Origin of the sequence: Catalinimonas alkaloidigena (genome assembly GCF_900100765.1) — a bacterium.
GTDB classification, from domain to species: domain Bacteria; phylum Bacteroidota; class Bacteroidia; order Cytophagales; family Flexibacteraceae; genus Mooreia; species Mooreia alkaloidigena.
The window spans coordinates 100,141-125,373 of sequence record NZ_FNFO01000001.1 but is presented as its reverse complement, the minus strand read 5'-3'; the positions used below and the strand labels follow the sequence as shown (position 1 = coordinate 125,373).

The 25,233-nt window shown below is 54.1% G+C and carries 26 protein-coding genes and 2 tRNA genes; 9 read left to right on the top strand and 19 right to left on the bottom strand.

What is annotated here, in order from left to right; all coding sequences use genetic code 11:
• Positions 1-84: 84 nt before the first annotated feature.
• The 4 genes from BLR44_RS00580 to BLR44_RS00565 all read right to left on the bottom strand — a co-directional run bounded on the left by BLR44_RS00580 (position 85) and on the right by BLR44_RS00565 (position 5,677).
• A complete protein-coding gene (locus BLR44_RS00580) occupies positions 85-810 on the bottom strand; it encodes a type IX secretion/gliding motility protein PorT/SprT (protein ID WP_176955841.1) in 726 nt (241 codons plus the stop codon).
• 20 nt (positions 811-830) lie between these two features.
• Complete coding sequence (gene ubiE, locus BLR44_RS00575; RefSeq protein ID WP_089677874.1) at positions 831-1,562, bottom strand: bifunctional demethylmenaquinone methyltransferase/2-methoxy-6-polyprenyl-1,4-benzoquinol methylase UbiE; 732 nt, start codon at positions 1,560-1,562, stop codon at positions 831-833.
• Positions 1,563-1,740: 178 nt separating this feature from the next.
• Entirely contained in the window at positions 1,741-3,726 is a 1,986-nt protein-coding gene (locus tag BLR44_RS00570) for an OmpA family protein (protein WP_176955840.1), read from the bottom strand.
• A gap of 322 nt (positions 3,727-4,048) precedes the next feature.
• On the bottom strand, positions 4,049-5,677 hold the full coding sequence (locus BLR44_RS00565) for a tetratricopeptide repeat protein (RefSeq protein WP_089677868.1): 1,629 nt from the start codon (positions 5,675-5,677) through the stop codon (positions 4,049-4,051).
• Between the two features lie 155 nt (positions 5,678-5,832).
• On the opposite strand from BLR44_RS00565, the gene yihA reads away from it, so the two are divergent.
• From yihA to BLR44_RS00545, 4 genes are all read left to right on the top strand, one after another.
• Positions 5,833-6,465 (top strand): ribosome biogenesis GTP-binding protein YihA/YsxC, encoded by a 633-nt coding sequence (yihA, locus tag BLR44_RS00560; protein ID WP_089677865.1) that lies wholly within the window; start codon positions 5,833-5,835, stop codon positions 6,463-6,465.
• A gap of 12 nt (positions 6,466-6,477) precedes the next feature.
• A complete protein-coding gene (locus BLR44_RS00555) occupies positions 6,478-6,951 on the top strand; it encodes a DUF5606 family protein (protein ID WP_176955839.1) in 474 nt (157 codons plus the stop codon).
• 206 nt (positions 6,952-7,157) lie between these two features.
• Positions 7,158-8,717 carry a bifunctional GNAT family N-acetyltransferase/carbon-nitrogen hydrolase family protein gene (locus BLR44_RS00550; protein ID WP_089677863.1) on the top strand — a complete coding sequence of 520 codons (1,560 nt, stop codon included), beginning with the start codon at positions 7,158-7,160 and terminating at the stop codon, positions 8,715-8,717.
• A 157-nt stretch (positions 8,718-8,874) separates the two neighbouring features.
• Positions 8,875-9,690 (top strand): DUF1206 domain-containing protein, encoded by an 816-nt coding sequence (locus BLR44_RS00545; protein ID WP_089677861.1) that lies wholly within the window; start codon positions 8,875-8,877, stop codon positions 9,688-9,690.
• A gap of 85 nt (positions 9,691-9,775) precedes the next feature.
• On the opposite strand, the gene BLR44_RS00540 is transcribed toward BLR44_RS00545, so the two are convergent.
• Positions 9,776-10,804, bottom strand: a complete 1,029-nt coding sequence (locus tag BLR44_RS00540) for a S1C family serine protease (RefSeq protein ID WP_089677859.1) — start codon at positions 10,802-10,804, stop codon at positions 9,776-9,778.
• Positions 10,805-11,028: 224 nt separating this feature from the next.
• On the opposite strand from BLR44_RS00540, the gene BLR44_RS00535 reads away from it, so the two are divergent.
• Positions 11,029-12,213, top strand: a complete 1,185-nt coding sequence (locus BLR44_RS00535) for a hypothetical protein (protein WP_143017044.1) — start codon at positions 11,029-11,031, stop codon at positions 12,211-12,213.
• 189 nt (positions 12,214-12,402) lie between these two features.
• On the opposite strand, the gene BLR44_RS00530 is transcribed toward BLR44_RS00535, so the two are convergent.
• Together BLR44_RS00530 and BLR44_RS00525 are read right to left on the bottom strand one after the other, a co-directional pair.
• Positions 12,403-12,756 carry a T9SS type A sorting domain-containing protein gene (locus BLR44_RS00530; protein ID WP_089677854.1) on the bottom strand — a complete coding sequence of 118 codons (354 nt, stop codon included), beginning with the start codon at positions 12,754-12,756 and terminating at the stop codon, positions 12,403-12,405.
• Positions 12,757-12,805: 49 nt separating this feature from the next.
• On the bottom strand, positions 12,806-13,588 hold the full coding sequence (locus BLR44_RS00525) for an outer membrane beta-barrel protein (protein WP_089677852.1): 783 nt from the start codon (positions 13,586-13,588) through the stop codon (positions 12,806-12,808).
• 153 nt (positions 13,589-13,741) lie between these two features.
• Here BLR44_RS00525 and blaOXA point away from each other — a divergent pair, with 153 nt between their 5' ends.
• The gene (blaOXA, locus tag BLR44_RS00520; protein ID WP_089677850.1) at positions 13,742-14,569 is read left to right on the top strand and encodes a class D beta-lactamase; all 828 of its coding nucleotides are present in this window, start codon (positions 13,742-13,744) and stop codon (positions 14,567-14,569) included.
• Positions 14,570-14,583: 14 nt separating this feature from the next.
• Positions 14,584-15,768 carry a class I SAM-dependent rRNA methyltransferase gene (locus BLR44_RS00515; protein ID WP_089677848.1) on the top strand — a complete coding sequence of 395 codons (1,185 nt, stop codon included), beginning with the start codon at positions 14,584-14,586 and terminating at the stop codon, positions 15,766-15,768.
• Between the two features lie 160 nt (positions 15,769-15,928).
• Here BLR44_RS00515 and BLR44_RS00510 read toward each other — a convergent pair whose 3' ends face one another.
• A complete protein-coding gene (locus tag BLR44_RS00510) occupies positions 15,929-16,585 on the bottom strand; it encodes a DUF2461 domain-containing protein (RefSeq protein ID WP_089677846.1) in 657 nt (218 codons plus the stop codon).
• A gap of 32 nt (positions 16,586-16,617) precedes the next feature.
• Here BLR44_RS00510 and BLR44_RS00505 point away from each other — a divergent pair, with 32 nt between their 5' ends.
• Positions 16,618-16,902, top strand: coding sequence for an acylphosphatase (locus BLR44_RS00505; RefSeq protein WP_089677844.1), 285 nt, complete (start codon positions 16,618-16,620; stop codon positions 16,900-16,902).
• On the opposite strand, the gene BLR44_RS00500 is transcribed toward BLR44_RS00505, so the two are convergent.
• From BLR44_RS00500 to BLR44_RS00490, 3 genes are all read right to left on the bottom strand, one after another.
• Positions 16,865-17,434, bottom strand: a complete 570-nt coding sequence (locus BLR44_RS00500) for a gliding motility lipoprotein GldH (RefSeq protein ID WP_245705935.1) — start codon at positions 17,432-17,434, stop codon at positions 16,865-16,867. The two genes, BLR44_RS00505 and BLR44_RS00500, sit on opposite strands and share 38 nt — an antisense overlap.
• Positions 17,421-18,485: a PSP1 domain-containing protein gene (locus tag BLR44_RS00495; RefSeq protein WP_245705934.1), complete on the bottom strand. Its 1,065-nt coding sequence runs from the start codon at positions 18,483-18,485 to the stop codon at positions 17,421-17,423. Before BLR44_RS00495 ends, BLR44_RS00500 begins: the two co-directional genes overlap by 14 nt.
• A gap of 291 nt (positions 18,486-18,776) precedes the next feature.
• Positions 18,777-19,235 (bottom strand): type I restriction enzyme HsdR N-terminal domain-containing protein, encoded by a 459-nt coding sequence (locus BLR44_RS00490; protein WP_089677839.1) that lies wholly within the window; start codon positions 19,233-19,235, stop codon positions 18,777-18,779.
• 88 nt (positions 19,236-19,323) lie between these two features.
• On the opposite strand from BLR44_RS00490, the gene BLR44_RS00485 reads away from it, so the two are divergent.
• A complete protein-coding gene (locus BLR44_RS00485) occupies positions 19,324-20,094 on the top strand; it encodes an AMP nucleosidase (protein ID WP_089677837.1) in 771 nt (256 codons plus the stop codon).
• Positions 20,095-20,140: 46 nt separating this feature from the next.
• Here the strand turns inward: BLR44_RS00485 and BLR44_RS00480 are convergent.
• From BLR44_RS00480 to BLR44_RS00445, 8 genes are all read right to left on the bottom strand, one after another.
• Positions 20,141-20,215 (bottom strand) — tRNA-Val (locus BLR44_RS00480).
• Between the two features lie 47 nt (positions 20,216-20,262).
• Positions 20,263-21,564 (bottom strand): MFS transporter, encoded by a 1,302-nt coding sequence (locus tag BLR44_RS00475; protein WP_089677835.1) that lies wholly within the window; start codon positions 21,562-21,564, stop codon positions 20,263-20,265.
• Positions 21,565-21,638: 74 nt separating this feature from the next.
• Entirely contained in the window at positions 21,639-22,109 is a 471-nt protein-coding gene (locus tag BLR44_RS00470) for an ExbD/TolR family protein (RefSeq protein WP_089677833.1), read from the bottom strand.
• Position 22,110: 1 nt separating this feature from the next.
• Positions 22,111-22,665, bottom strand: coding sequence for an ExbD/TolR family protein (locus BLR44_RS00465; protein WP_089677831.1), 555 nt, complete (start codon positions 22,663-22,665; stop codon positions 22,111-22,113).
• A gap of 6 nt (positions 22,666-22,671) precedes the next feature.
• Positions 22,672-23,001: a hypothetical protein gene (locus BLR44_RS00460; RefSeq protein ID WP_089677828.1), complete on the bottom strand. Its 330-nt coding sequence runs from the start codon at positions 22,999-23,001 to the stop codon at positions 22,672-22,674.
• A gap of 28 nt (positions 23,002-23,029) precedes the next feature.
• Positions 23,030-23,890, bottom strand: a complete 861-nt coding sequence (locus BLR44_RS00455; protein ID WP_089677826.1) for a MotA/TolQ/ExbB proton channel family protein — start codon at positions 23,888-23,890, stop codon at positions 23,030-23,032.
• A 61-nt stretch (positions 23,891-23,951) separates the two neighbouring features.
• Positions 23,952-24,041, bottom strand: a tRNA-Ser gene (locus BLR44_RS00450).
• An 89-nt stretch (positions 24,042-24,130) separates the two neighbouring features.
• Positions 24,131-25,231 carry an asparaginase gene (locus BLR44_RS00445; protein WP_089677824.1) on the bottom strand — a complete coding sequence of 367 codons (1,101 nt, stop codon included), beginning with the start codon at positions 25,229-25,231 and terminating at the stop codon, positions 24,131-24,133.
• Positions 25,232-25,233: the final 2 nt, after the last annotated feature.

Below are 25,233 nucleotides of genomic sequence, written 5' to 3'. Positions count from 1 at the left end.
GATCGCTTTACTCGTTACGCACGAGTCCAAAGCGAGTTACGGCGCCCTCTGGGAGCCGTTGACCCTCCACGCAACGTTAGCGAATTACTCGAAATAGAGGTAGAGTGTGACCGTATGCGTGAACAACTTGTTCAGGCTGAGGTCATAGCGGTTGCCGTTCGAGACGGTCATGTCCGAAATGCCGTGTGAAAAACGAAGTTCGGGCGAAAATTTGAAGAGCGGATAATAAAGGTCGGCACCGAAACCGTACTCGATGCTGAAATCGCTGCCCCGCGTCTGGAGGTTATTGGGACTGGTTTCGTTGCGTTTGGCCCCGACTTCGATGGAAGGCCGGATGCCCGCCAGCATGTAGAGCCGTACGTTTTGCCGACGCACGGACTTGAATTTGAGCATCAACGGAAACTCGATAAAACTAAAAATGGTCTTCTCGAGCTGAATGCTTTCGTTTGTTCCCTGGTCGGCGATGGTATCGCGGAACGTATATTCTACCTGCCGTTGGTAGAAAGAAGCGCCGGGTGTAAAACGCAGGTCCAGGTGCTCGGTCAGGTTCAGGTTCATGACGAATCCCAGCGTAAAGCCCCCGAATCCTTTTCCGTTGATGTGGGTGATGGGGTTGATCACGGTGTCACTCCCGACCATGCCGTCCAATTGGCTTACAAAATAGTTGGAGCGGTCGACCCGGAAGCTCGAGTAATTGCCGGCGATGTAAAAGCCGTAGTGTAAAGGACGTGCGTCGTAATTCGGCAGGTTATCCCCCTCGTTGTTCATGCTGGTGCGCTGCCCGAATACCGGACGTCCCAGCCCTGCCATTGCTACCAGTAAGAAAAAGGCTAGCCGCGTTTTTGTGCCTTGTAGACGGAAGCAATGCCAAATGTGAGTGGTTTCCATACAGTAGATCTGAAGCCAACAGAGTCAAGAATGCGAAGAAAATCGAAACCTTCGGGGAAGGCCCTCACCGACTCAGGCAAGTAGGTGTACGCGGCCGGATCGCGCGAAATCAGTTGCCCGATCCGCGGCACGACGACTTCCGAATACAATTCATACCCTTCCCGAACGGGTGAAGTGTGCGGTTTGGAAAATTCCAGGATGACCACCACGCCTCCGGGTTTCAGCACCCGGTACAGTTCCTGAAGTCCCAGCTCCAGGTTCTCAAAATTCCTCACCCCAAATGCAACGGTGACGGCGTCGAAATAATTGTCGTCAAACAAGAGTTTTTCCGAATCACCCAACTGCATCTCGATCCGGTCGGCCAGCCCGCGGGCCTTCATCTTGTCGCGCCCCAGGCTCAACATGCCTTCCGAAATATCGACTCCGATGATTTTTTGTGGCTTCAGACGATGGTAGGCTTCCAGCGCAAAATCGCCGGTACCGGTCGCTACGTCCAGCATCAGTTGCGGACGGTATTTCTGCAGGAATCCGATGGCGCGTTTCCGCCACAAGATGTCGATGCCGAAGCTCAGGAAATGGTTCAGGAAATCGTAGCGGTGCGAAATGCTGTCGAACATGTCCGCCACCTGCTGTTTTTTGCTGCTTGTACGCTCTTTGTAAGGGACTACCGCCATAATTCCGGGAATTGGTTGCTTGTCTGTTCAAACCCAGCAACCGCACGAAAAGTTGTGCAAGATTACAGGAAATACCGGAAAACGGCAGCCTGGGGCTTCAGAAAACCCTTGTAGGCTCCTTGCTGAAAGCTAGAGCCGATGGTCTCTATAAAGGCTTACCCTACTGATGAAGAGGGGTTTAGCGCGTCAGGACCACAAACTCGGTACGGCGGTTTAGCTCGCGGCCTTCTTCTTCGTCGTCGTTCGAGGCCAGCGGACGCGTTTCACCATAGCCTACGGCTTTGATGCGGCTCCCGTCGATGCCCCGGCCGATCAGCCACGCGCGTACTGACTGAGCCCGGCGCAGCGAAAGCTCTTTGTTGTAATCCCACGTCCCAATTTTGTCGGTGTGCCCGGCGATCTCGACCGTGATGGTCGGATTTTCGCGCATGATCTGCTCCAGTTTTGCCAGCTCGTCGTGCGATTCAGGACGCAGGTGCACCTTGTCGAACTCGAAGTAAATGTTGCGCAGGATGCGCCGCACCCCGGCCGTCACGGGCTGGAGGCGTACGCCTTTCGTGATCTGCTGGGCCTTGCCGGCTTGTGCGGCCGGTACGGTCAGATCGATGGTCTGAAACATGTAGCCTTCCTTCCGGACGGTTACCTGCATCGCCTTTGATTCCTTCAGCATAAAGTCTTTACGGAACGTACCAGTCTTGATGCTTTCAAAGCCCGTTTCGGTGGCAGGTTGCAGGATGATCTGGGCATCGAGCGGAGCGCCAGTAGCATCGGTCACAACGATCTGGCACACCACCGGCTGCAATTCAGGCTGGGGCTGCGGGGCAACGGCTGGTTTTTCGGGTGCTTTCTCGGCGACCTGCGGTTTTTTGGCTTCGACCGAATCAACCTCTTCCGGATCTTTTGCTGTGATCATAAAGATGTCCATATCGCCGACCCCGATGTTGTCTTTCACCGAAGCATAGTAGGCGCGCATGCCATCGGCTGATACAGTATAATGATCGTCGTCGTCGGGCGTGTTGATCGGATAGCCCAGGTTTTCAGCGTTCATCCAGGTCCCGCTTGAGTCGTTCCACTCCGACTTAAACACGTCGAAACCGCCCATGCCCCGGTGTCCTTTGGAGGAGAAGTAGAGCGTAGTGCCGTCGTAACTCAATACAGGACTGTCGTCGTCGTATTCCGAGTTGATGGCCGGCCCCAGGTTGACGGGTTGCCCCCATTTGTTTTTACCGTACGCCTCGCTCATGTAAATGTCGGCTCCACCATAGCCCCCCGGGCGGTCGCTGGTGAAAAACAGACGCTTGCCATCGGCCGAGATAGAAGCTGCACTCTCCCGGAATTCCGAGTTCACGTTGTCGCTGATGGGCCGTGGCTTCGACCACTCGTCCTCTTTCTTTTCTTTGTAACTCACAAAGATGTCGCCCCCGTTGTCGTCCTGGTACAGCATCAGCATGCTTCCGTCCGGCGAAATGTTGATGCTGGCATCGTGGGTTTCCGTATTGACCCCTTCCAGCAATTTGGGGGCGTTCCACTTACCGTTCTGCCGGTGTGTGATGTAAATATCTTCGTAAAAGAGGTTATCGTTGGCTTTGTCAGGGCTCATCCCGCCGGCCCGGCGCGACGTGAAAATCATGAATGATTCGTCAGACGTAATGGCAGGAGCATATTCCAGTTCTACTGTATTGACCGCTTCGCTAATGCTGGTGATGTCCATCGGCACCGGACTGGCCATCAACTCCTTGCCCACGTTACACTCGTAAATGTTGCGTTCGGTCTGCTTGGTCAGCTCCTGGGCCTTCGATTTCGAATACTGCTGCCCTTTTTTAGCTTCAACGTCGGAGAGATAGCGCTGGTAATAGCCAATGGCTTCGTCGAACTGTTCGCCGTAGTGGTAGGCACGCGCAATCAGGTACAGAATGTCCGGAGAGATTTCAGGAGCCAGTTCATACGCTTTCAACAAGTACGTCAGGGCTTTCTCTTTGTGGATGGTTTCCAGGTAGCAAATGCCTGCCATGTAGTTTGCACGAACGTTGTCGGGGTTAATCCCCAGCGCCTGGCGGTACGTTTCGCCGGCATCCCGCTTGTCACCGAAGTTGTACTGTTCGTCAGCAATGGCTACCAGATCAGCATCCTGCGCCCATACTGTTGTAGTAAGCGTGGTCAGCACACTGATAATCAGAAAGATTAAGAGACGTCTGTAAAGCATTTCAATGCATTGATTTTATGTCCGATGTACGTTGTAGTGCCGGTTTGCGCCCAAATGGCTCACCGCCGGGTCTGTGCTAGAGATGACAGCGCCTGACTTCACTACCGCACCGTTTCGACTTTTTTTCCTTTCTTCGGCATTCACTTCGTTTCAGAGAAGATAACCAGAAGATTTTCAAGGCTTCTGATGTAAAGAAAACAGTTTGCTAAAATCCCTGAAAACCCCGTTGGTTGCCTTAATGTAATGTCAGTCAGGCTTCTGCCACAATTTGCCTACTCACGCCTCATTCTTTCCTCGTTGGCAAAGAGGTCGGCAGAATGACCGAAGTGGGTTCGGCCCGCTGTAACTGCACATGAATCTGATTTTCAGGCAATGTATAGTCGACTTGAGGCTCTAAACGCAGTGCTCGCCGCACGTCGTGATATCCTTCCGCACGTACGCTGATTTCGCAGAGGGTACCCGGCGGCAGAATGAACAAAAACGCGCCGTTTTGCGTATGGCTGATGCCCAACACATCCCCCGTCTGCGGGTTATAGGCGGTAACGATGGCGTCCGCCGGTTTCTTGGTTTCCTTCACCTGAATCAGCCCTTTGACCACTACCGGCTCGATGCTCAGCGGTTGTGCTTCGTAGATGTCGTATTCGCCGAAGCTGTCGTCGCGCGAAGCCGAGAAGTAAAAACGAGTACCTGCCAGATTACTGATGAAATACAGGTCGTCGTCGGCCGTGTTGATCGGGAAACCCAGATTGACCGGCTCCGACCATTCGTCGTGCACCGGATCGTATTCCGTGCGGAAGATGTCGAAGCCGCCCACCGACGTATGTCCCTTGGAACTGAAGTAGAGCGTGCGCCCGTCCACGTGCATAAAAGGCGATTCTTCGTCGTAGGGTGTGTTGATGCGTGGTCCCAGGTTGCGGGGTAGCGCCCACTGGCCGTCGGGCAAGCGACGCGCCATGTACAGGTCCGTCCCCCCGAGTCCGTCGGGGCGGTCGCTGGAAAAGAACAGCCACTGCTCGTCAGGCGAAACGGTGGCGCTGGGTTCGTAGAATGCTGAATTGATGCGCGCACTCAGCGGTACGGGGGTGCTCCAGTTGGTCCCGTTTCGGTAGCTGACGTACAGATCTTCCGCATGGCCCACAAAACCTCGCCCCTCTGAGCGATACAGAAACAACTTCTGCCCGTCGGCAGAACGACCCACCGCGGCGTCGTGAAAGGGCGTATTGACTTCGGGCGAAAGGCTGTGGGGGGGCGTCCAGCGACCCTCCCGAAGGTGCGATACGTAAATATCTTCGTAGAAAGTACCTGTGACCGGGTCCTGAGCACCTCCGGTGGAGTTGGGCCGTCGCGATGTAAAGATCAGTTCCTGTCCGTCGTTCGACACCAAGGGGACATATTCCGCATAAGGGCTGTTGATGTCGTGCCCCAAATTGCGTACTTCCACCGCGGCCGGCGAAGAGGCCAGCTGCAGGCCGTTGGTACACTGGCGGATGTAGTCGTCGATTTCCCGGCGGCGCTCTACATCGCGTTCGTCAATCGCGTGCTTGTATAATTCGTAAGACTTACGTGCCTCGTCAAACCGGTGGTTCAAGTGATACGCCCGCCCCAGGTAATACCACAGATCAGCTTCCGTGTCCGTACGTTGGGTGGCCTCTTCCAGCAGTTCGAGCGCCTGCTTTTTGCGCCCCAGTTGAGCGTGGCACACGGCCATCTGAATCAGGTAACGGCTGCGTTCCGGACGCGCATGGTGCAGGTGCGTGTAGGTCGCCAACGCCTGCGCATAGTGCTGGTCGGCCAGGGCTTCTTCGCCAGTGGCTTCCAGCCGCCGCAACTGCCCCCGCGACTGTGCAGTGCCCTCTCCTACCAGGGCAATACCCACCAGTGCCGCTCCCAAAATTCTGTTCCAGTAACACATACGCTACAAAATAAGGCGGTTCCCCCTTCTGTTCCGAATGGTCTTGAGCCTCAGAGCGTAAGGTTTGACAAAGAAAGCGGGCTGCACACAATGCCCACACGGGGTTGGGCGTTAAACTTCCCCTAGGTTCCCCAGAAATGAGTTAATTTTGTGCCATGCAGGTACGTGACGCGCAGTTTCTAGTAAGCAATACCGATTATCAAGCTTGTCCTCCTCCCGACAAGCCCGAGTATGCTTTTATCGGGCGCTCGAACGTGGGCAAGTCTTCGCTGATCAACATGCTGACCAGTCGCCGCAAGCTGGCCAAAACCTCATCGACGCCGGGTAAAACCCAGCTAATCAACCACTTTCTGATCGACGGGAGCTGGTATCTGGTGGATTTGCCGGGCTACGGCTGGGCCAAGGTAGGCAAGCGCATCCGGGGGGGCTGGCAGCAGATGACGGCCGATTACCTGAAGTTCCGCCCCAACCTGCTGTGTGTATTTATGCTGATCGACATTCGGCACAAGCCCGTCAAAAACGATCTGGATTTTATGGCGTGGCTGGCGCAGGAGCAGATCCCGTTTGCCCTGACCTTTACCAAGGCCGATAAGCTTTCGGCCTCGCAGGGCGCGCTACACGTAGCCGACTACGAAAAAGAGTTGCAAAAAACCTGGGCCGAACTCCCCCTGCGTTTTGTGACCTCGGCAGAGCACTCCACCGGTCGCGACGACCTGTTATCGTTTATTTATCAAGTCAATCAGGATTTCGATCCTTCGCTTTCAACCTATTCACGTCTTTCTAAGTAACCTTACATTTCTATGGATTTAAAAGAGATTGCAACCGTATCGGGCAAGGGCGGGCTGTTTCGCATCGTCAAACCGACCCGCTCAGGAGTCATTCTGGAGCCGGTCGACGGCAAGGGAGGTCGGTTTGCAGCCGGTCCTTCTACGCGCGTATCGCTTCTGAAAGAGATTTCGATGTACACAACCGACGAGGAAGGCTCCGTTCCGCTGGAGCGGGTGATGGAACAACTGTACCAATCGTACGACGGAAGCACCGCCCCCCTCTCTTCTAAAGATGCCTCCGAAGACGAGTTGCGTGCCTTTATGGAACAGGCGCTGCCCAATTACGATCAAGATCGGGTCTACGTCTCGGATATGCGCAAGCTGCTGGTCTGGTACAACCTGTTGGCCGAGCACCGCGCCGACTTGTTTCAGGAAGAACCGGCCGCCGAAGACGAGCCGACGCCCAGCGAAGTGGCGTCGTCCGGCGACGCAGAAGAACAAGAATAACGCGCTACAAAATCTCCACCCGGCCTTCCCGCCGGGTTTTTTATTAACCTGCTGTCGCCTCGCCCCGTTTGAAACAAAGAAGGCCTACGCCGGGGCGCTTGTACTGAACGCTTTCCGTAAATTTTTGCTTTGAAGAATAGTGCTCGCTCCGTGCGTTTAGCGCTATATTTAGCATCCTCTGACTTGAAACCGATAATTGATTTTGTATGAATTCGAATGGTGTTGAAGTTCCAACCGCACATAAATTAAGGCTCCGCAACCTGAAGCTCTCCGATTACCAGGACATCAAAGAGATTATGGATGCCGTTTACTCCAACCTGGGAGGTTCCTGGACAAAGAAAGAGTTTTCGGCCCAACTCAAGCGCTTTCCCGACGGGCAAATTTGCATCGAAGACAATGGCAAGGTCGCGGCCGCGGCGCTCAGCGTTATCGTGGATTACTCCAAGTTCGGCGACAAGCACACGTACGAAGAAATTACCGGCAAAGGGCTGTTGACCACACACGACCCCGAAGGAGACACACTCTACGGTGTCGACCTGTTTGTCCACCCCGACTACCAGGACATGCGCCTGGGCCGCCGCCTGTACGACGCCCGGAAAGAACTGTGTGTCAACCTCAACCTGGAAGCCATCATCGTGGGCGGCCGCCTGCCCGGCTACAAGAACTACGCAAACACAATGAAGCCTTCTGAGTATGTGGAGAAGGTCAAGAACCGGGAGATCTACGATCCGGTGCTTACGTTCCAGTTGAGCAACGAATTCAACCCGCGCAAAATCGCCCGCAATTACATGCCCGCCGACAAAGATTCGCGAGGCTTTGCCGTTTTGCTCGAATGGTTCAACCTCCAGTACGAAGAAGAGGAAGAAAAGCTGATCGGGAACAAGAAGACGACCGCCCGCGTCGGGGTCGTGCAATGGCAGATGCGTCCTGTAGCCAACCTCGACGACCTGATGCGGCAGGTAGAATATTTTGTGGATACCGTAGGCGGTTACAATGCCGACTTTGTGGTATTTCCGGAATTTTTCAATGCCCCACTCATGGCCCTGTTCGATGCCGCCAGCGCTTCGGAAGCGGTGCGTATCCTGGCCGATTATACCGAAGAAATTCGCGAACGGATGGTGCAGTTGGCATTGGCCTACAACGTGAACATCATTTCCGGCTCTATGCCGCAGTACATCGACCAGAAGCTGCACAATGTATCGTACCTCTGCCGTCGTGATGGCACCCACGAAATGCAGTATAAGCTGCACATTACGCCCGACGAGCTGGGCTCCTGGGGATTGCGCGGTGGCGAAAAGCTGCACGTATTTGAAACAGACGTTTGTAAAATCGGGGTTCTGATCTGTTACGACGTGGAATTTCCGGAGCTGGCGCGCATTCTGGCCGATCAGGACATGGAAATTCTGTTCGTGCCCTATTGGACCGATACCAAGAATGCTTACCTCCGCGTGCGACGCTGTGCACAGGCCCGCGCCATCGAAAACGAGTGTTACGTGGTGATTACCGGCAGCATCGGCAACCTTCCGAACGTGGAAAACATGGATATCCAGTATTCGCAATCGGCGGTGTTTACGCCTTCCGACCTGGCATTTCCGCACGATGCCATTATTGCAGAAGCTACGCCCAACACCGAAATGGTGCTGTTTGCTGACCTGGACCTGACGCTTCTGAAAGAACTAAGCTCGACCGGTAGCGTACGTAATCGCTTGGATCGCCGCCTCGATCTGTACTCCGTAAGCTGGAAAAAGCCCGCCATTGTGAAGTAATCGAATATTTCTGAGAGTTTGTACGCAGAAGGCTTCCTTGAAGGAAGCCTTCTTTTTTTGTCTTCCGCCATGTAAGTAGTGCCCCAACCCTTTTCGGAGACTTGCCCGTATAAGAACCGAGAGGGCGCTCCCCTCGCTAACCCTAACTTATTACTTCATGGATACTAATAAAGAACAATGGATAGAGAACTACGCCCGATTCGGGGTAGCCGCAAAAGGAGTGGTGTACTGCCTGGTCGGCATCTTGGCGGCCATGGCAGCTACCGGGAACGGCGGCCAAACCACCGGCAAAAGCGGTGTTTTTAAAACCATTCTGGCCCAACCCTTCGGGCAAATTCTGCTTGGACTGGTAGCGTTCGGCTTGCTGGGCTACGTGACATGGCGTTTCATCCAAGCCATCAAAGACCCGAATAACAAAGGAAACGACGCGAAAGGCATCGCTACCCGGCTGGGTTACGCGTTTAGCGGCGTGGTTTACCTGGCGCTGGCCATATCGGCCATTTCGCTGCTTTTCGGGCAATCGGGCGGCTCCGGAGGTTCCGGGGGTAGTGGCGACAGCCGCGAGTTGTTAGTCTCTAAACTGCTGGAACAACCTTTCGGTCAGTGGCTAGTCGGACTGGTAGCGGTCGGCACGGTTGCCAAAGGCATCTACCAGATTTACCGCGCCCTCTCGGGGAACTACATGAAGAACGTAAAGAGCATGAATCTGGAGCACAAAGTGCGCGAGTTTATCAAACACGCCGGGCAGGTCGGCTACATCGCCCGCGGTGTGGTGCTGGGCATTGTGGGGTATTTCTTCTTCCGCGCAGCCGTGGAAGCGAACCCCAACCAAGCGGGCGGCACCAGCGAAGCCTTTAGCTTCCTGCAGAATACTTCGGGTCCGTGGCTTCTGGCCGCAGTGGCCCTCGGTCTGACCGGTTATGGCATTTTTATGTTCGTTAAAGCCAAATACGGACGCTTTGCCATTGCCTGACGAAAGCCATCACGATATAAGAAAAAGGCGGTGTTACAGAAACACCGCCTTTTTTGTTGAAATCATCTGCGAAAGGTCGTACGCCCTACTTCCTGTTATCGTATTCTGCCGGGACCACCGTCACTTGCATTTTCCGTCCCTTCCGTAAAATAGTCAGGGTTGCAGGCACGCCGATGGTTCGCTCGTCCAGGAGGCGATGCAAATCGTCAATATTTTCTACGAGCTGATCGCCGAAGCCAACCACAATGTCGCCGGGGCGTAACGATTCGTTTCCGGCACCGCTATCGGCGAGAACCTGCTGAATCATAATACCACTTTTCTGAGCTAACTGATTGTAGTGGATCACCCGCAACGGCAGCATGAAGACCTGACCGGCAATGCCGAGGTACCCCCGACGGACGCGTCCTTCGGTGATCAGCTTGGCAGCTACATACTCAGCCGTATTCGAAGCTACCGCGAAACAGATGCCTTGCGCCATCCGGATCACGGCCGTATTGACGCCGACTACTTCGCCCGACGCATTGACCAGCGGCCCGCCGGAATTGCCGGGATTCAGCGCAGCATCGGTTTGAATCACGTTATCGATCATCCGCCCAGCATACGAACGCATGGTGCGGCCCAGGGCACTCACCACGCCTGCCGTTACCGTATACTGAAAGCCATAGGGATTGCCAATGGCGACCACCAGTTGCCCCACCCGAAGGCGGTCCGACGCGCCAAATCGCACGTAAGGCACGTGATCGGCGAAGATGCGCACCACGGCGATGTCAGTGGCCGGATCGGTGCCGACCAGCGTCCCTTCGTACGAACGGCCATCGGGCAAGTCGATCTCCATCTGCCGTGCTTCTGCCACCACATGACTGTTTGTCACAATAAACCCCTCCGGTGAAATCAGGAAACCAGAGCCTGCCCCACCGGATGGTTCTGACGAGCGGCGACGCGCCTTCCCGTCAGTCGCTACCTTGATGTGGACCACGGCCGGACTCACGTCCTCGGCGACAGTCGTTACCACACGCGAATACGCATCAAGCGCTTCGCTTTCGCTAACGCTCCTGCTGCTTCCCCCGGCCGCCTCTTCGGAACGACGCGAGAGATCTTGAATAAACTGGATCATAGAGCTTTCTCCGTGTATAGTAAAACAAAAAGGGGTCTATTCGCGTGCCATCTTGCCAAGCGCCTTCGTTTTGTCAGCCGTTCGCCCAGTCATATTCATCGGTGCGTGGCTGGGGTTCTTCTTCCTCGTTTCGTCATCCATCATTCTTTCTTCTTTCCTACTCTGTTTTCGTTTGCGTACTTTCCTTTTGTTTCGGTAATTCGCTTGGTGAAACGTTGTGTCGCGTGAGAAATAAGATTTTTTGGAGATGGTTGAGCGTATTCGTGGTGGGCATGTACGTGCCGGGCGCCTGGGCGCAAACACCTGCCCCGGAAATGCAGTTGTATCAGGTCACCTTGCTGACGCCCCTGGGCACTAACGGTATTGAAAGCAGTCGTTTCATCAATCGGCTGTCGCTCAACATCATCGGAGGATACAACGGCGGCGTTGCCGGGCTCGAAGTGGGCGGCTTCTTCAACGCTACCCGCTTCTCGGTACACGGGGGGCAGTTTGCGGGCTTTGCCAACATCGTGCAAGACACGGTGCAGGGCATCCAAGCCGCCGGGTTTGTCAACATCACCGGCGCATTTACCCAAGGGGTACAGACCGCCGGGTTTGCCAACATCACCGCCGGTCGGGTGCGCGCACTTCAGGCAGCCGGATTTGCCAATCTGATCGCTGGCGATCTCATCGGTATTCAGGCATCAGGGTTTATCAACGTGGCCGACGGCAACATCGACGGGGCACAGGCCTCTGGTTTCGCCAACATTGCACAAGGAGTCGACGGGTTTCAGGGCGCGGGCTTTCTGAACATCGCCGACGGCAACCTGCACGGCGTGCAAGCGGCGGGTTTCCTGAATGTGGCACGCAAAGTTAAAGGTGTGCAACTCAGTGTCATTAATGTATGCGACACCATCGATGGTGTGCCGATCGGACTGTTGAACATCGTCAAAAAGGGCTACCGCCGTCTCGAATTCTGGAGCACCGAGGCCCTGCACGCCAACATGGCGTTCAAAATGGGAGCCAACCGTTTCTACAACCTGATCGCCGTAGGCACACAAATTCCTTCGCTTTCGACCGATCCCGAACATTTTTACTGGGGGTGGGGCTACGGCATCGGGTCGGACTTACGCATCACCCGAGGTTTGCACGTTACGATTGATCTGACGGCCTATCACCTGAACCGGGGCGGGCGTGTTACGTTCGAGACAAACGAGCTCAATCAGTTGCGAACCAGTTTTTCGTTCATGCTTGGCCAACGTACCGCGCTTTTTCTCGGTCCTTCGCTCAACGTGTTCATTTCGGAGCTTCAGAATTCAGAAACCAACGAATTCGGGCCGGATTTCGCTCCCTGGACCCAATGGGATCATAACGACCGCTATCTGGGCGTGAAGGCATGGGCCGGGTTTCAGACGGGTATTCGCTTTTAACGGCATAGTTGAATTTGGTTTCTGGCGTGTAAGCCACCAGTCTTGTCCTGAACACGGCGTCAGCGGCCCCGCCTAAGCTACATGCCGGAAGCGCAACGCGGGCCAGCCCCAGGGTGAATTTGAAATGGCGTATAAGCAAAAAGAGAGCCTATCGAGCTCTCCCTTTGCACATTTACTACTTGCTTTATCTTAAATCGATTTAACCAACTTACGGGTAACCAATACTTCTTTTCCGGAGGTGATGCGCGCGATGTACACGCCACGCTTCAACTGAGAAAGATCTACGGCATAATGAATGGGACCGGTCTTTTGCGTCAGGTCGATGCTCATCACCGTTTGCCCAATCACGTCCATTAACACAAATTTATCGAGCCTACGGGTTCCCGGATCAATCTCAATTTGCAATGATTCGGAAAACGGATTAGGATACGTCTGCACCGAAAATGTAGTCATCGGAGCCTGTTGCACCTCAGGAAAAGCCGGACGCGCTGCCGCCATCAGGCTCAGGCTAGCGATCAGACAGGAAAGTAAGTATTTTTTCATAGATTGTTCTGGTTCCCACTTCTCTTTTCAGAACAACTATCGCGCCAAATCAGAACAAGAAGAACTGCACGCCGATACTCGCTTGCCGCGACAGTTGGTAGAGCGCATAATATCGATTCCCGCCGGGCAACGTCACGTCCAGAATCCCCCGGTTCATGTTCGTGATGCCGTACAGGAGACGGTATTCTCCAACAAGAGCGGCACGGTTCCGATAAAGCGGCACCTGAAGCCCCGCTCCCAACGTCAGGTTCAGCTCCGTAGCTTCTACCCGATTGGTGCCCTCGTAATCGTACCAAACGTCAGGTTGCAGTTCGGCCAGCCGGATGCGCTCGCGGGCGTTCACGACGAAATTCAATCCAATTCCTCCCAAGCCGTAGACGCTAACGCCTTCGTCTCGCCCCAAAGCAAATTCGTATTTTCCCACGATGGGCAGCGAGAAGTATTCGAGCTGGTACGAGACCTCGTACAGGGTATCAGGCGGTTGAACCGAATTGCGGAGCTCAAGGCCACTCCGCTTCTGAAAATAACCCGGCTCGACTTGCAGTGAAAAAGGCCCGTTGAACTTCGCGCCCAGCAAAAAATGCGTACCCACCGAAAGCCCCGTCCGGTAAGTGGGGGTCGGATTTAACTGTCCCTGATTCGGATCAGTCAGGAGTCGGGTCCACGTAGGGCCGCCCTTCGCGCCTAAATACAAGTGGAAGGGCATGTTCACCTGACGCACCGGGCGTGGCTGCGGCGAAGACTGGCGGGGCACATCTTTGTAATAATCGTCTTGCGCCCACACACCAGGGGCTATCAGCAACGTGGCCAGAACAAGTAAAAGTCGATTCATAACGGATGAGGTAAGGCAGCGCGCAGTGCTACGCGCTACTGCTCAATACGCACCGCTGCGCCAAAAATTGTACCGCGAAGATGCAGCTTTTCAAAAGTAGCCGCGTGCCTTTTCCGTACTTTTGTGGCCGTTCGCCCTAACCTCCTCCCCGCCATGTCGCCGCTCACCTTGCTGACCGCCATGATGTTTTTAGTTTGCACTGCGGTGCCTCGTGCTACGCATCGGCTTGATCGTCAGTCGCAAACAACAGAAAGACCCGACCTGGCAAAGTGGTTTTACCAGCGCGGCGTTACGGGATCGTTCAGTCTGTACGATCCCCGGCACGATCGCTACATCCTGGTGAATCCCAATCAGTTGCACGAAGCGTTCAGCCCCGCCTCTACGTTCAAAATCTGCAACTCACTGATTGGACTGGAAACGGGTGTTATTGCCGATACCAGTTTCGTCATCCCGTGGGATGGGCAGGAGCGCACGCCTACCGTCTGGAATCAAGACCACAGCCTTCGTTCGGCGTTTCAGGTATCGTGTGTTCCTTACTATCAGGAACTGGCGCGTCGCGTCGGCACGCAGCAGATGCAGCGCTGGATCGACGCCGCCCAATACGGCAACCAGAACATCCAGGGCGGTATTGATCGTTTTTGGCTGACCGGTGCGCTGCGGATCACGCCGGCACAACAACTCGACTTTTTGCAACGTCTCTACGAAAACCGCTTGCCCTTCTCGCCCCGCACGCTGGCATTGGTCAAAGGGATTATGTTGGTGGAAGCAACCGATGCCTATACGCTTCGCGCTAAAACAGGCTGGTCGAACGGGCCAGCCGGCGACGTAGGCTGGTATGTCGGTTATGTCGAGCAGGGCGGCACTCCTTATTATTTTGCAACGTGCATCCAGGCGCCCACAGGCGCTACTCCGGACGGATTCGGCCAGGCGCGGATTGACATCAGCCGGCAGATGCTGAAGGAACTGGACATTCTTCACTAGTTAACCCTTTCATTTTGCAGTATTCTTCCCTTCTCCTCAAATCGGGTCGTGACCGGTCCGTGACGAATCGCCATCCCTGGATTTTTTCAGGGGCAGTCAAACAACTTCCGTCGGCCCAGGACGGCGACATTGTGGCGGTGCGCGACAACCACGGTGCGTTGCTGGGCTATGGTTTTTTCTCCCCACGCAGCCAAATTGTGGTACGCATGTTTGCCTTCACCACGCAAGAGCTTTCCATCGACCAGCATTACTGGAACCGTAAAATCCAAGATGCTTTTGCTTTGCGAAAGGCGCACCTGGATTTTGCCGAGACCACTTGCTACCGACTTCTTCACGCCGAGGGTGATTTTTTGCCGGGTGTCATTGTCGACGTATACGGTTCCGTTGCGGTCATGCAGTTGATGATCCGAGGCACCGAGCGGATTCATGCGGCGTTACTGGAAGCGTTGCGTACGGTGGGCATCGAGAAAGTCTGGCTGAAGAACAAAGAAGCGGCCCAGCGTCTGGAAGATGTTCGCCTCCCCAACGGGTGGCTGACTGATCTGTCGGAGGAGGGTCCTGCGGTGGTCGTACGAGAAAACGGGCTGCAGTTTGCCGTCGACTACGAACGCGGTCAAAAAACCGGTTTCTTCCTCGACCAGCGGGAAAATCGCGCTTTGTTACAACAGGTAGCCAAAGGGGCCAAAGTGCTCAATGCTTTTTCGTATACGGGTGGTTTTAGCGTTTATGCCCTGGCAGGCGGCGCCACCGAAGTGCATTCGGTCGACATCTCGCAAGAGGCGGTGGAGCGAGCTCACGAAAATGTGGTTCTGAACTACGGATCGGATGCGCCACACCGCACTTTTGCCGAAGATTGCTTCAAATATTTAAAAAATATGGAGGAATCATACAATATAATCATCCTTGATCCTCCGGCTTTTGCAAAAAATGCGCGGGCGGTTCCGAATGCGACGCGTGGCTATAAGGAAATCAACTTGTGGGCTTTCCGGAAGGTGCAGCCCGGCGGGTTGGTCTTTACGTTTTCGTGTTCACAAAACATTGACCGTGACCTATTTAGAAAAGTAGTGTTTGGCGCAGCCGCCGACGCTGGGCGCAACGTGCGGATTCTTCACCAACTCACGCAACCGCTTGATCACCCCGTCAACATCTATCATCCCGAAGGCGAATACCTCAAAGGATTGGTGCTTTACGTGTCGTAACCTTGCAACGACATTTTTGTATCGATCCAATTATTTTTTGTATCATTACAGCATAGTATCTTTGTGTCATAAGGAAATCGAAAGCATACAGAAAACGAGAGGGGGCATGCCGCGTACCGGTTAGTTTAGCTGGCACACGTCATACCCCTCTCTTTTTTGGTTAGCCCTCCAATCCTCTGTTGAGGAAGTCGTTGAGGGGCTTCAACGCCTGCCAGGCACGCAGAATGCGCTTCTCCAAGCCATCGGCCCCGACCTGCACATCTGTAAGGTTGTGCGATACAAAAAAGCTTTTCTGCTTTAAAATCTCTACGTCAGGATGGGAAGCGTCGTACCCTTTCGGGGGCCGCTGCAATTTCTCTCCTTCCAGGGCCGCATAGTGGGATGCAAAGGCAGGTTCCTCTAAAATGGTATGAAGCTCTTTGCCATTGTAGTCGATCTCCTGGCGCACGTTCCGCAGTCCTTCCGCACCGGGCTCCCACAGGCCGCCCCCTACAAATGACCGGTCGCCCGGACGCACGTGCAGATAATAGCCGGCTTTTTCGCTCTTGCGGCCTCCCTCGGCCAGGTAAGCGCCGAAGTGCAGCTTGTAAGGCGTCTTGTCTTTTGAGAAGCGGACGTCGCGATACAGGCGAAACAGGCAGTCCTTTGGCTCAAGCGAACGCACCGCCGGCTCCCACGGCGCCATATCGGCCAGCAGTCGACCGATCAGCGCCTCGAACTCCTGCCGGGCCGCTTCGTACGCTTTCTTATGGGCATGAAACCATTCCCGGTTGTTATTTTCGCGCAAGGCCGACAGAAATTCAAGACTCTGTTGCATAGCGATAGAATACAGTTTTTACGTGAAATGATATGGCAGACACTTCCAAATCGGTAAGCATCCGCATTACGGGCAAAGTACAGGGTGTTTTTTACAGGGCTTCCACGCAAGAGCAGGCGCAACGGTTGCACCTCACCGGGTTTGTGCGCAACGAAAAAGACGGATCGGTGTACGTAGAGGTCAGCGGGCCTGCCGAAGCGGTCGATTCGCTTGTGGCCTGGTGCCGACAGGGGCCACCCCGGGCGCGTGTGGAAGAAGTGGTGGTTACCCCCCTTGAGGCTACTCCGACGTACGCTGGTTTTCAGGTGAGGCGCTAGCATCGCCCTTTTCGATGCGCAGGCCTACACTCATCACTTCCGGAAGCGGATTTTCGCGCATGTACTGCTTTATTTTCAGCGTATACGGCCCGGCATAGGGAAACGTAAAGCCAGGAAGCGCCAGAATCTGGTGGTCAAAAATATCGCCCAGGCCGCTACCGTAAGGCTCCCCGGTGCGGGGGTCCATCAGCACCATTTCCTGAAGCCGCGAAGCGATCTCCTTCCCGGTGCTGTCTTCCAGGTAATAGGTAACGTAGAGGTTGTAGTACGGGTAGTTCAGCGAATTGCGGACATTATAATAAAGGTTGTAAGGCTGCGACGCATCGGGAATCTCGAACTCAAACACCGCCAGGCTGTCCTCGTACCAGAGGTAGTCGGGAATTTCCTGATTTTCCTCATACACACGCGACGGGTCGCAAGCGCCCAACGCCAACCATGCACACAAGACAAGACAAACACTGAAGCCGGTCCGGAACGCCGCCCGCCGGTGCATGGACACCGCTACGGACGGTGCAGTACTATTTTTTCTCACCCGTTTTTTTACGTTTTTTTCGTTTCTTCTTTTTCTTTCTGTCTTTGTCTTTCTCGGCAAACTTCCGGTCCATCTGCTCCAGGTCATCGTTCAGCGCACCGCCCACAACCGGATTGATAATCAGCTCCTCTTCTTCCAGCGTCAGGGCCACGGCTTTTTTCCCGGCGGCGTTCAACTCCAGAATGTACTGCACCCGTTCGACTTTCAGCGGATACCAGTTGGATTCGTTCCGGAACCCGAACCACATGATGCGGGTAAAAATATCGGTCTTTTGCAGAAAGGCTTCGCCCTTCTCGGTCAACAGCGGTTTGTTAACCGTAGGCAGATCGCGAATGGCCTCCATATAGGTATCCAGTTCGTAATTCAGGCAGCATTTGAGTCGCCCGCACTGGCCGGATAACTTACTGGGATTCAGCGAAAGGTTCTGGTAACGCGCCGCCGAAGTGGAAACGCTTTTGAAGCTGGAAAGCCAGGTCGAACAGCACAATTCACGCCCGCAGGAACCAATGCCGCCCAGGCGTCCGGCTTCCTGCCGCAAGCTGATCTGCCGCATTTCCACCCGGATGCGAAACTCGCCGGCCAGCACTTTGATCAACTGCCGGAAATCGACTCGCTCGTCGGCCGAATAGTAAAACGTCGCTTTTGTGTTATCTGCCTGGTATTCAACATCCGAGAGCTTCATTTTCAGATTCATCTCGTTGATGATCTGACGCGTCCGGAACAGCGTGGGCAACTCCCGGTTTTTCACTTCCTCGTACTTACTCAGGTCGCGCTCGCTCGCCAGTCGGTAAATTTTCCGAATGTTCTCGCTGTCTTCTTTGACGCCCTTCTTCATCATTTGCAGCCGAACCAGTTCGCCCTGCATGGAGACAAATCCGATGTGATGTCCGTTGGGCACCTCGACCACAATCGCGTCGCCGGTAGTCAGGTGCAGCCGGTCAGCGTTGCGGAAAAATTCTTTGCGTCCTCCCTTGAACCGTACTTCCACGACCTCAAACTGATAGCCGTCGGCCGGCAAATCCATGTTGCTCAGCCAATCGAAAACGTTCATCTTATTGCAGCCGCCGCTGCGACAGCCACCGTTATTTTTACATCCAGACGGCTGCGATCCCTCTTTGCTTCGGGTGCCACAGCCGCAGGAACTACATCCCGCCATAAAACCTCCGTGGTGATATATATAGTATAGAAATAGGACTCCAGACACCGCCGCCATGCGCCTTATCATCGGCACCGCGGACTGCGTCGACCGAATGTTGCTTCCCCTCTTTCTGTCACAAAAGCAACAATCCGACTGTAGCAAATATACTCATTGCCTGTAGGGAATTACAAAATTGCGTGGAAATCAGTTCGATGCGGCCGGCTCGTAAGGGGGCAGGTCTTCCAGAAAGCGGTACGTTCCCTGCGCGTGGTCGATGGCGCAGCAGTAATTCGACAACCCGTTGGTGATGATGAGGTAAGGGGCTTTCAGAACGTGGTTATAGCGGGCCGCTTGCTCGAACACCTCCTGCGAAAGCTTGACGCTGGACGCCTTGCACTCCACCAGCAAAAAAGGGCTACCCTGACGATCGAACACCAGAATGTCGCTCCGCCGCGCCATCCGATTGTAGCGCAGGCCCGTTTCGGTACGGATCATCGTCCGCGGGTACTGGTAACGGTCAATCAGCATGTGCACGAAGTGCTGCCGTACCCACTCTTCGGGCGTGAGGACCAGGTACTTCTTCCGCAGTACGTCAAAAATGTACGTGGTGTCGTCCTGCTCGCGTGTCTGGTACGAAAAAGGAGGTAAATTGAGCGATTGCATGAAAGGCAAAGATAGGCAGACGATGTCAGGAACCGGGTTCCCACACTCGCCCAGAATGGGTTACTTTTGACCGGAAAAGAGTTGGAGTATGACGACAAAAGAAGAAATTGTGCGCGATTGGCTGCCCCGCTACACCGGGATGCCCCTCGAAAAATTCGGAAAGTACATCCTACTGACCAATTTCATCAATTACGTGCAGATGTTCGCCGAACAGCAAGCGTGCGACGTGTACGGCTGGGACAAACCCATGCAGACGGCGACATCTAACGACATCACGATCATCAACTTCGGGATGGGAAGCGCCATGGCCGCCACCGTGATGGATCTGTTGTCGGCCGTATCGCCCAAGGCAGCGCTGTTCTTAGGGAAATGTGGCGGTATTCGGAAAGCGGCCATCGGCGACATGATTCTGCCCATTGCGGCCATTCGGGGCGAAGGGACTAGCAATGACTATCTGCCGCCCGAAGTGCCGGCGCTTCCGTCGTTCCGCCTGCAACGTGCCGTTTCGTCCATGATCAAGAAGCACGAATTGGATTACTGGACCGGCACCATCTACACGACCAACCGCCGCATCTGGGAGCACGACGAGAAATTCAAGGATTACCTCCGCTCCATCCGGGCCATCGGCATCGACATGGAAACGGCTACCATTTTTACGGTGGGATTCATCAACAAAATTCCGCATGGCGCCCTGCTGCTTGTATCTGATAACCCCATGGTGCCGGAAGGCGTCAAAACTTCGGCCAGCGACCGAAAGGTGACGGGAAGCTTTGCGGCCAAGCACCTGCAGATCGGCATCGACGCGTTGCAGGAACTGGCCCACTCCGGCGAATCGGTCAAACACATGCGCTTCGAATAACGCCATAAAAAAATCCCGCTCTCTGGACAAGAAAGCGGGATGTCTGTGAAGCTAGTTGGGCTCGAACCAACGACCTCTACCCTGTCAAGGTAGCGCTCTGAACCAACTGAGCTATAGCTCCGGAAAGGATGCAAACATACTGGTTTTCCGGCCTTGCTGCAAGTGCTCTTAGGCATAGGTTTTTTTCCAGCGCGGGATGCGCAACAGGACCGACAAACCGACCAGAAAAAACAAACCGATGACCAGCGCGCTGTTCCGCATGCTCCCGGTCAGTTGGTCGATCAGCCCGTACGAAAAGGTACCCAGCACAATCGACACTTTGTCGACCACGTCGTAAAAGCTAAACCACGAAGCATGATCGAGGGTATTTTCGGGAATCAGCTTGGCATACGTGGCCCGCGAAAGCGCCTGAATCCCCCCCATGATGAGCCCCACGGCCGAAGCCAGTGCGTAAAACTGATAGGCAGTCGTGATGAAGTACGCGGCCACACACACCACTACCCAAATCACCACTGCCCAACTCAGGGTGGCAATATTGCCGATCCGGTCGGAGAGCCAGGCAAATCCGTATGCCCCTGCAATGGCCAGAATCTGCAACAGCAAGATGGTGACGATCAACTCTTCAGCGGCCAGGTGCAGTTCTTTATCTCCGAACAACGTCGCCAGGTACATAATCGTCTGCACCCCCATGTTGTAGAAGAAGAACGCCAGCAGAAATTGTTTCAATACGCGCCGGGGCAACGCCGCGTGCCATACGTTTTTCAGCTCCCGAAAGCCGTTGAATATCCAGCTCCCCTGCGGGCGGCGGTGGTAGGGATTGTTCGGCAGGTGGTAGAAGGTGTACTGTGCAAACAAGATCCACCAGAGTCCGGTCGTCAGAAACGAAATGCGCGGCCCGGTAACGGTGTCGTCAGGCGCAATGCCGAACCACATGGGCTTCAGAATCACGACCAAATTCGCCACCAACAGGATAACGCTGCCGATGTACCCCATCGCAAAGCCCCGGGCGCTCAGGCGGTCGTATTGGTCCTCGGTCGCGATCTCGGGCAAATAGGCGTTGTAGAACACCAGACTGCCGTTGTAGCCCACTCCTGCGAGCAGAAAGGCAATCAGCCCCAGCAGGAGCTCGTTGGCAGACGTGAAAAAAAACAGGACCATGCAACCGGTAGCGCCCAGGTAACAGAACGCCTGCATGAAACGCTTTTTCCGGCCGCTGTAGTCGGCAATGGCCGTCAGAAAAGGACTCAGGAGGGCTGTCAGCAGGAATGATGCCGAGACGGTGTACGAAAACAGTGCCGACGCTTTGGCTTTCCATCCCAGAAACATGACCCAGTCGGTGCCATCGGGCGATTTGGTCAGAGCCCCGTAGTAAATGGGGAAGACGGTCGAAATGATGACCAGCGAGAAAACCGAGTTGGCCCAGTCGTACACGCACCAGGCGCGGGTGACGCGAGGAACATTTTTTTCCATAGAAGGGCCTAAAATAAAAAAAGTCTTTCCGATTGCCGGAAAGACTTTTAAAGTTGTACGGTTCAGACGCTTGCTTAGTCTTCGCCACCGATCTCGCCTTGGTTCGACGAGTAGTTGATTTTCAGGGCGTTTACTTCGCGCAGCTTTTGCTTCACGTCAGTGATGATTCCCATCTTGGCCTCGCGGTCTACTTTGAGGGAGATCGTCAGCTTGTCGCGATCGTATTCAGCAATTTGGCTTTTTTCGTTTTCTACCCAGTTCCCAATCTGCGGGGGATCGATAAACACATCGTTCACCTGAATTTTGGGTTCTGTGCCATACAGGGCCGCTTTGGTAGGCTTCCCGATGTAGACATAACTCACCAAGCTTTTGTTTTGCAGTTTCTCCAGCTGCGTAGCCGTCGGGATGTGCTGCTCAACCATGATGTCTTGTTCACGCATCTTCGTGGTCACCATGAAGAAGAACAGCAGCATGAAGACGATATCCGGCAACGATGCCGTGGAGATCTTCTGACTGGTTTTGGTCTTTTTCTTGAACTTCGACATATTATCCTCCTACTTGACTTGGTTCAGCTTCTGAAATCTGCATCGGATACGCTTCCCGTGCTTTGTCGTACAGGCGCTTGTCACGCGGGTTCTTGTCGGGCTCCAAGCTCAGGTATTCCTGTACGGTAATGCCTGCTTCCTGAGCGCGCAGCTCGTGATAGCCGGCTTTTACCTGGTCTAACACTTGCAAGTACGTCTCGTACGAAGTACCGCGGTCGGCTTTGATCGAAACTACCGCGTCTTTCGGACTCACGGAGAGTTTTTCGTCAGCACCGTTGTTGCTCAAAAATCGCTTGACGCCTTCTTTCAGGCTTCTCAGTTCCATCGGCTCGTCCTCTACCAGGAGTTGATCACGCGAGTTCATCTGGACTACGTAAACGTTACGTTGGTTCAGCTTAATCTGCACATCCTCCGTGTTTTTAGGCGGAAGCAGAATCGGCAGCCCTTTGTCGCTCGCAATTGTGGTCGTTACCAGGAAGAAGATAAGCAGCAGGAACGCGATATCGGCCATTGAACTGGCATTGATATCTACATCATCCTTCTTTCTTCTAGGCATACCCTTCTATTTAAAAATTCCAACAATCTCGGTAAATACGATGCTGATCACGGCCAGGGCCAGCAGCATGTACATGGTAATCAGGGCACCACCCACCATTTTGATGGTACCTTCCGAAAGCCCCTGATCGCTCACGACCTGCGTTGCCAGTCGGGTCAGATCAGTGCCGGAAAGCGCATACCCGATGAAGAACACCGCCACCAGGGCAATAACACCTGCACCTACTTTCAGGAGGGATTTCGGATCACTCAGCGAATTGATCAGCGGCAGAATCAGCGCCGCTGCAATACACAAGCCTATCAGGATGTAGGCAATGTATAAACCTATGTCTGTCATCTGTGTGTCTTAATTAATGAAGTGGTACTTAAACGCGTGGTGAAGTAGTCGATACAGGAGTGCTGTGCATTTTGTGGCGAACCAGCAGGTCGACCAGCGAAATTGAAGCATCTTCCATTTCATTAACCAGCGAATCGATTTTCGACACACAATAGTTGTAAAAAATTTGCAGGATGATGGCCACGATCAGACCAGCAACGGTTGTCAACAGGGCCACCTGAATACCACTCGCTACAACCTGAGGCGATACGTCACCAGCAGCGGCGATGGCGTCGAAGGCCTCGATCATCCCGATTACCGTACCCAAGAAGCCAAGGTTAGGCGCCAGGGCGATAAACAGCGAAATCCAGACCAGACCACGCTCGAGTTTACCCATTTCGACAGAGCCGTACGAGATGATTGACTTTTCAACCATGTCGATGCCCTCTGATTCGCGCAGAAGCCCCTGCGTAAAGATGGAAGCCACCGGGCCACGCGTGCTGCGGGTCACCTCTTTGGCACCTTCGATACCGCCGGTATTCAACGCTTCTTCAACGCGGTTCAACAGTTTTTTGGTGTTGGTCGTTGCCAAGTTCAACGAGATGATACGCTCGATGGAAATGGCCAGACCCAGAATCAGTACAATTAATACGGGAGTCATAAACAGTACGCCCCCCTGGATGAATTTTTCTTTTAGAATTTGGTGGAAGCTGGCTTCTTCGGGAATGGCATCAGCATCTTCTTCGCCATCAATGTCGGCAGGAGCCATCGGCGTAGCAGCTTCGGCTTGTGCAGCTGAGTCGACCATCGCAGTAGAATCGGCAGCCATAGCTGTAGTGTCCTGAGCGAAGACCGGGCTAGAAATGGCAAGCATGCCAGCAATCAACGGTAAAGCAAGTAGTTTTTTCATCGAAATGGTTAGTTGATTTCTATTTGTTTAAATGGATAAACGCTGAGTTGGTAAATGTTAGCAGAGAGGAAGGGATTCGAACCCTCGATACCGCTTTTGGCGGTATACCCGCTTTCCAGGCGAGCTCCTTCAACCACTCGGACACCTCTCTGTAAGATGTAGTATTTATACTTTTTTTCAATAAAAAGTGCCACAAATAAATCAAGAAAATACCCTCCATGCAAATTTTGCCTTTTTTTTTTAAAGGCTCATTTCGCCCCGAATCGGCCGCATTAAGTTCGCCCGTACGTCTGCCAAACTTACATTATTGGCCAATAAATACATAAGTTTTGTGACCGCGGCATCGGTTGTAATATCTTTTCCACTAATTACACCTATTTGGGCTAAGATTTTGCTGGTTTCATAGCGCCCCTGCATCACCATGCCGCCGTTGCATTGCGACACGTTGTAAATAAGGATGTCGTTCTCGATGGCCTGGCTCAGGCAGTTGATGAACCAGGCGTCGGTTGGGGCGTTTCCCGCACCGTAGGTACGTAAAACTACCGCCCTCAGGCCCGGAATCGTCAAAATATTTTCGATGATGGAACGGCTCACGCCCGGAAAGAGCGTCAGCACCGCCACATTCGAGTCCATCTGATCGTGTGCATGCAGCGAGGCCGTGATGTCGTACGGCCGGATGGCGTATCTATTGTAATTTATATTCACGCCGGCTTCGGCCAACACCGGATAATTGGGTGATTCGAAGGCCGAGAAATGGGTACTCTCTACTTTTTGGGCACGGTTGCCCCGCAACAGGGAGTCGCCAAAATAAATGCAAACCTCGGGTACCAGCGGCCGTCCGTACTCGCGGGCCGAAGCGATTTCGAGTGCAGAAATAAAGTTACTGCGGGCGTCGGTGCGCGGAGCGCCGATCGGAAGCTGCGCTCCGGTAAAGATGACCGGCTTGTTCAGGTCTTCCAGCAGAAAGCTTAGCGCCGAGGCACTGTAGGCCATGGTGTCGGTCCCGTGCAGAATGACAAATCCGTCGTAGTGCGTATAGCGATCGCGAATGATCTGCGCCAGGCGTATCCAGTGCTCGGGTTTGATGTTCGACGAATCGATGATCACATCGAACGAGAGCAGCGTGATGTTGATGTGAAAGCGCGCCAGTTCGGGCAGCTTCTCCTGAATCTGCTCAAAATCGAAGGGAATCAGGTGCTGTCCGTTTTTGTCATACACCATCCCCAGGGTTCCCCCTGTGTAAATGACCAGGATGTAGGCGCCGGGCGAAGACAGCCCTGTGCCCGGTACTGCGGGCGGCGCTTTCGCGGCGGTCTGAATCTTAATTTCCTGGTACGCCATAC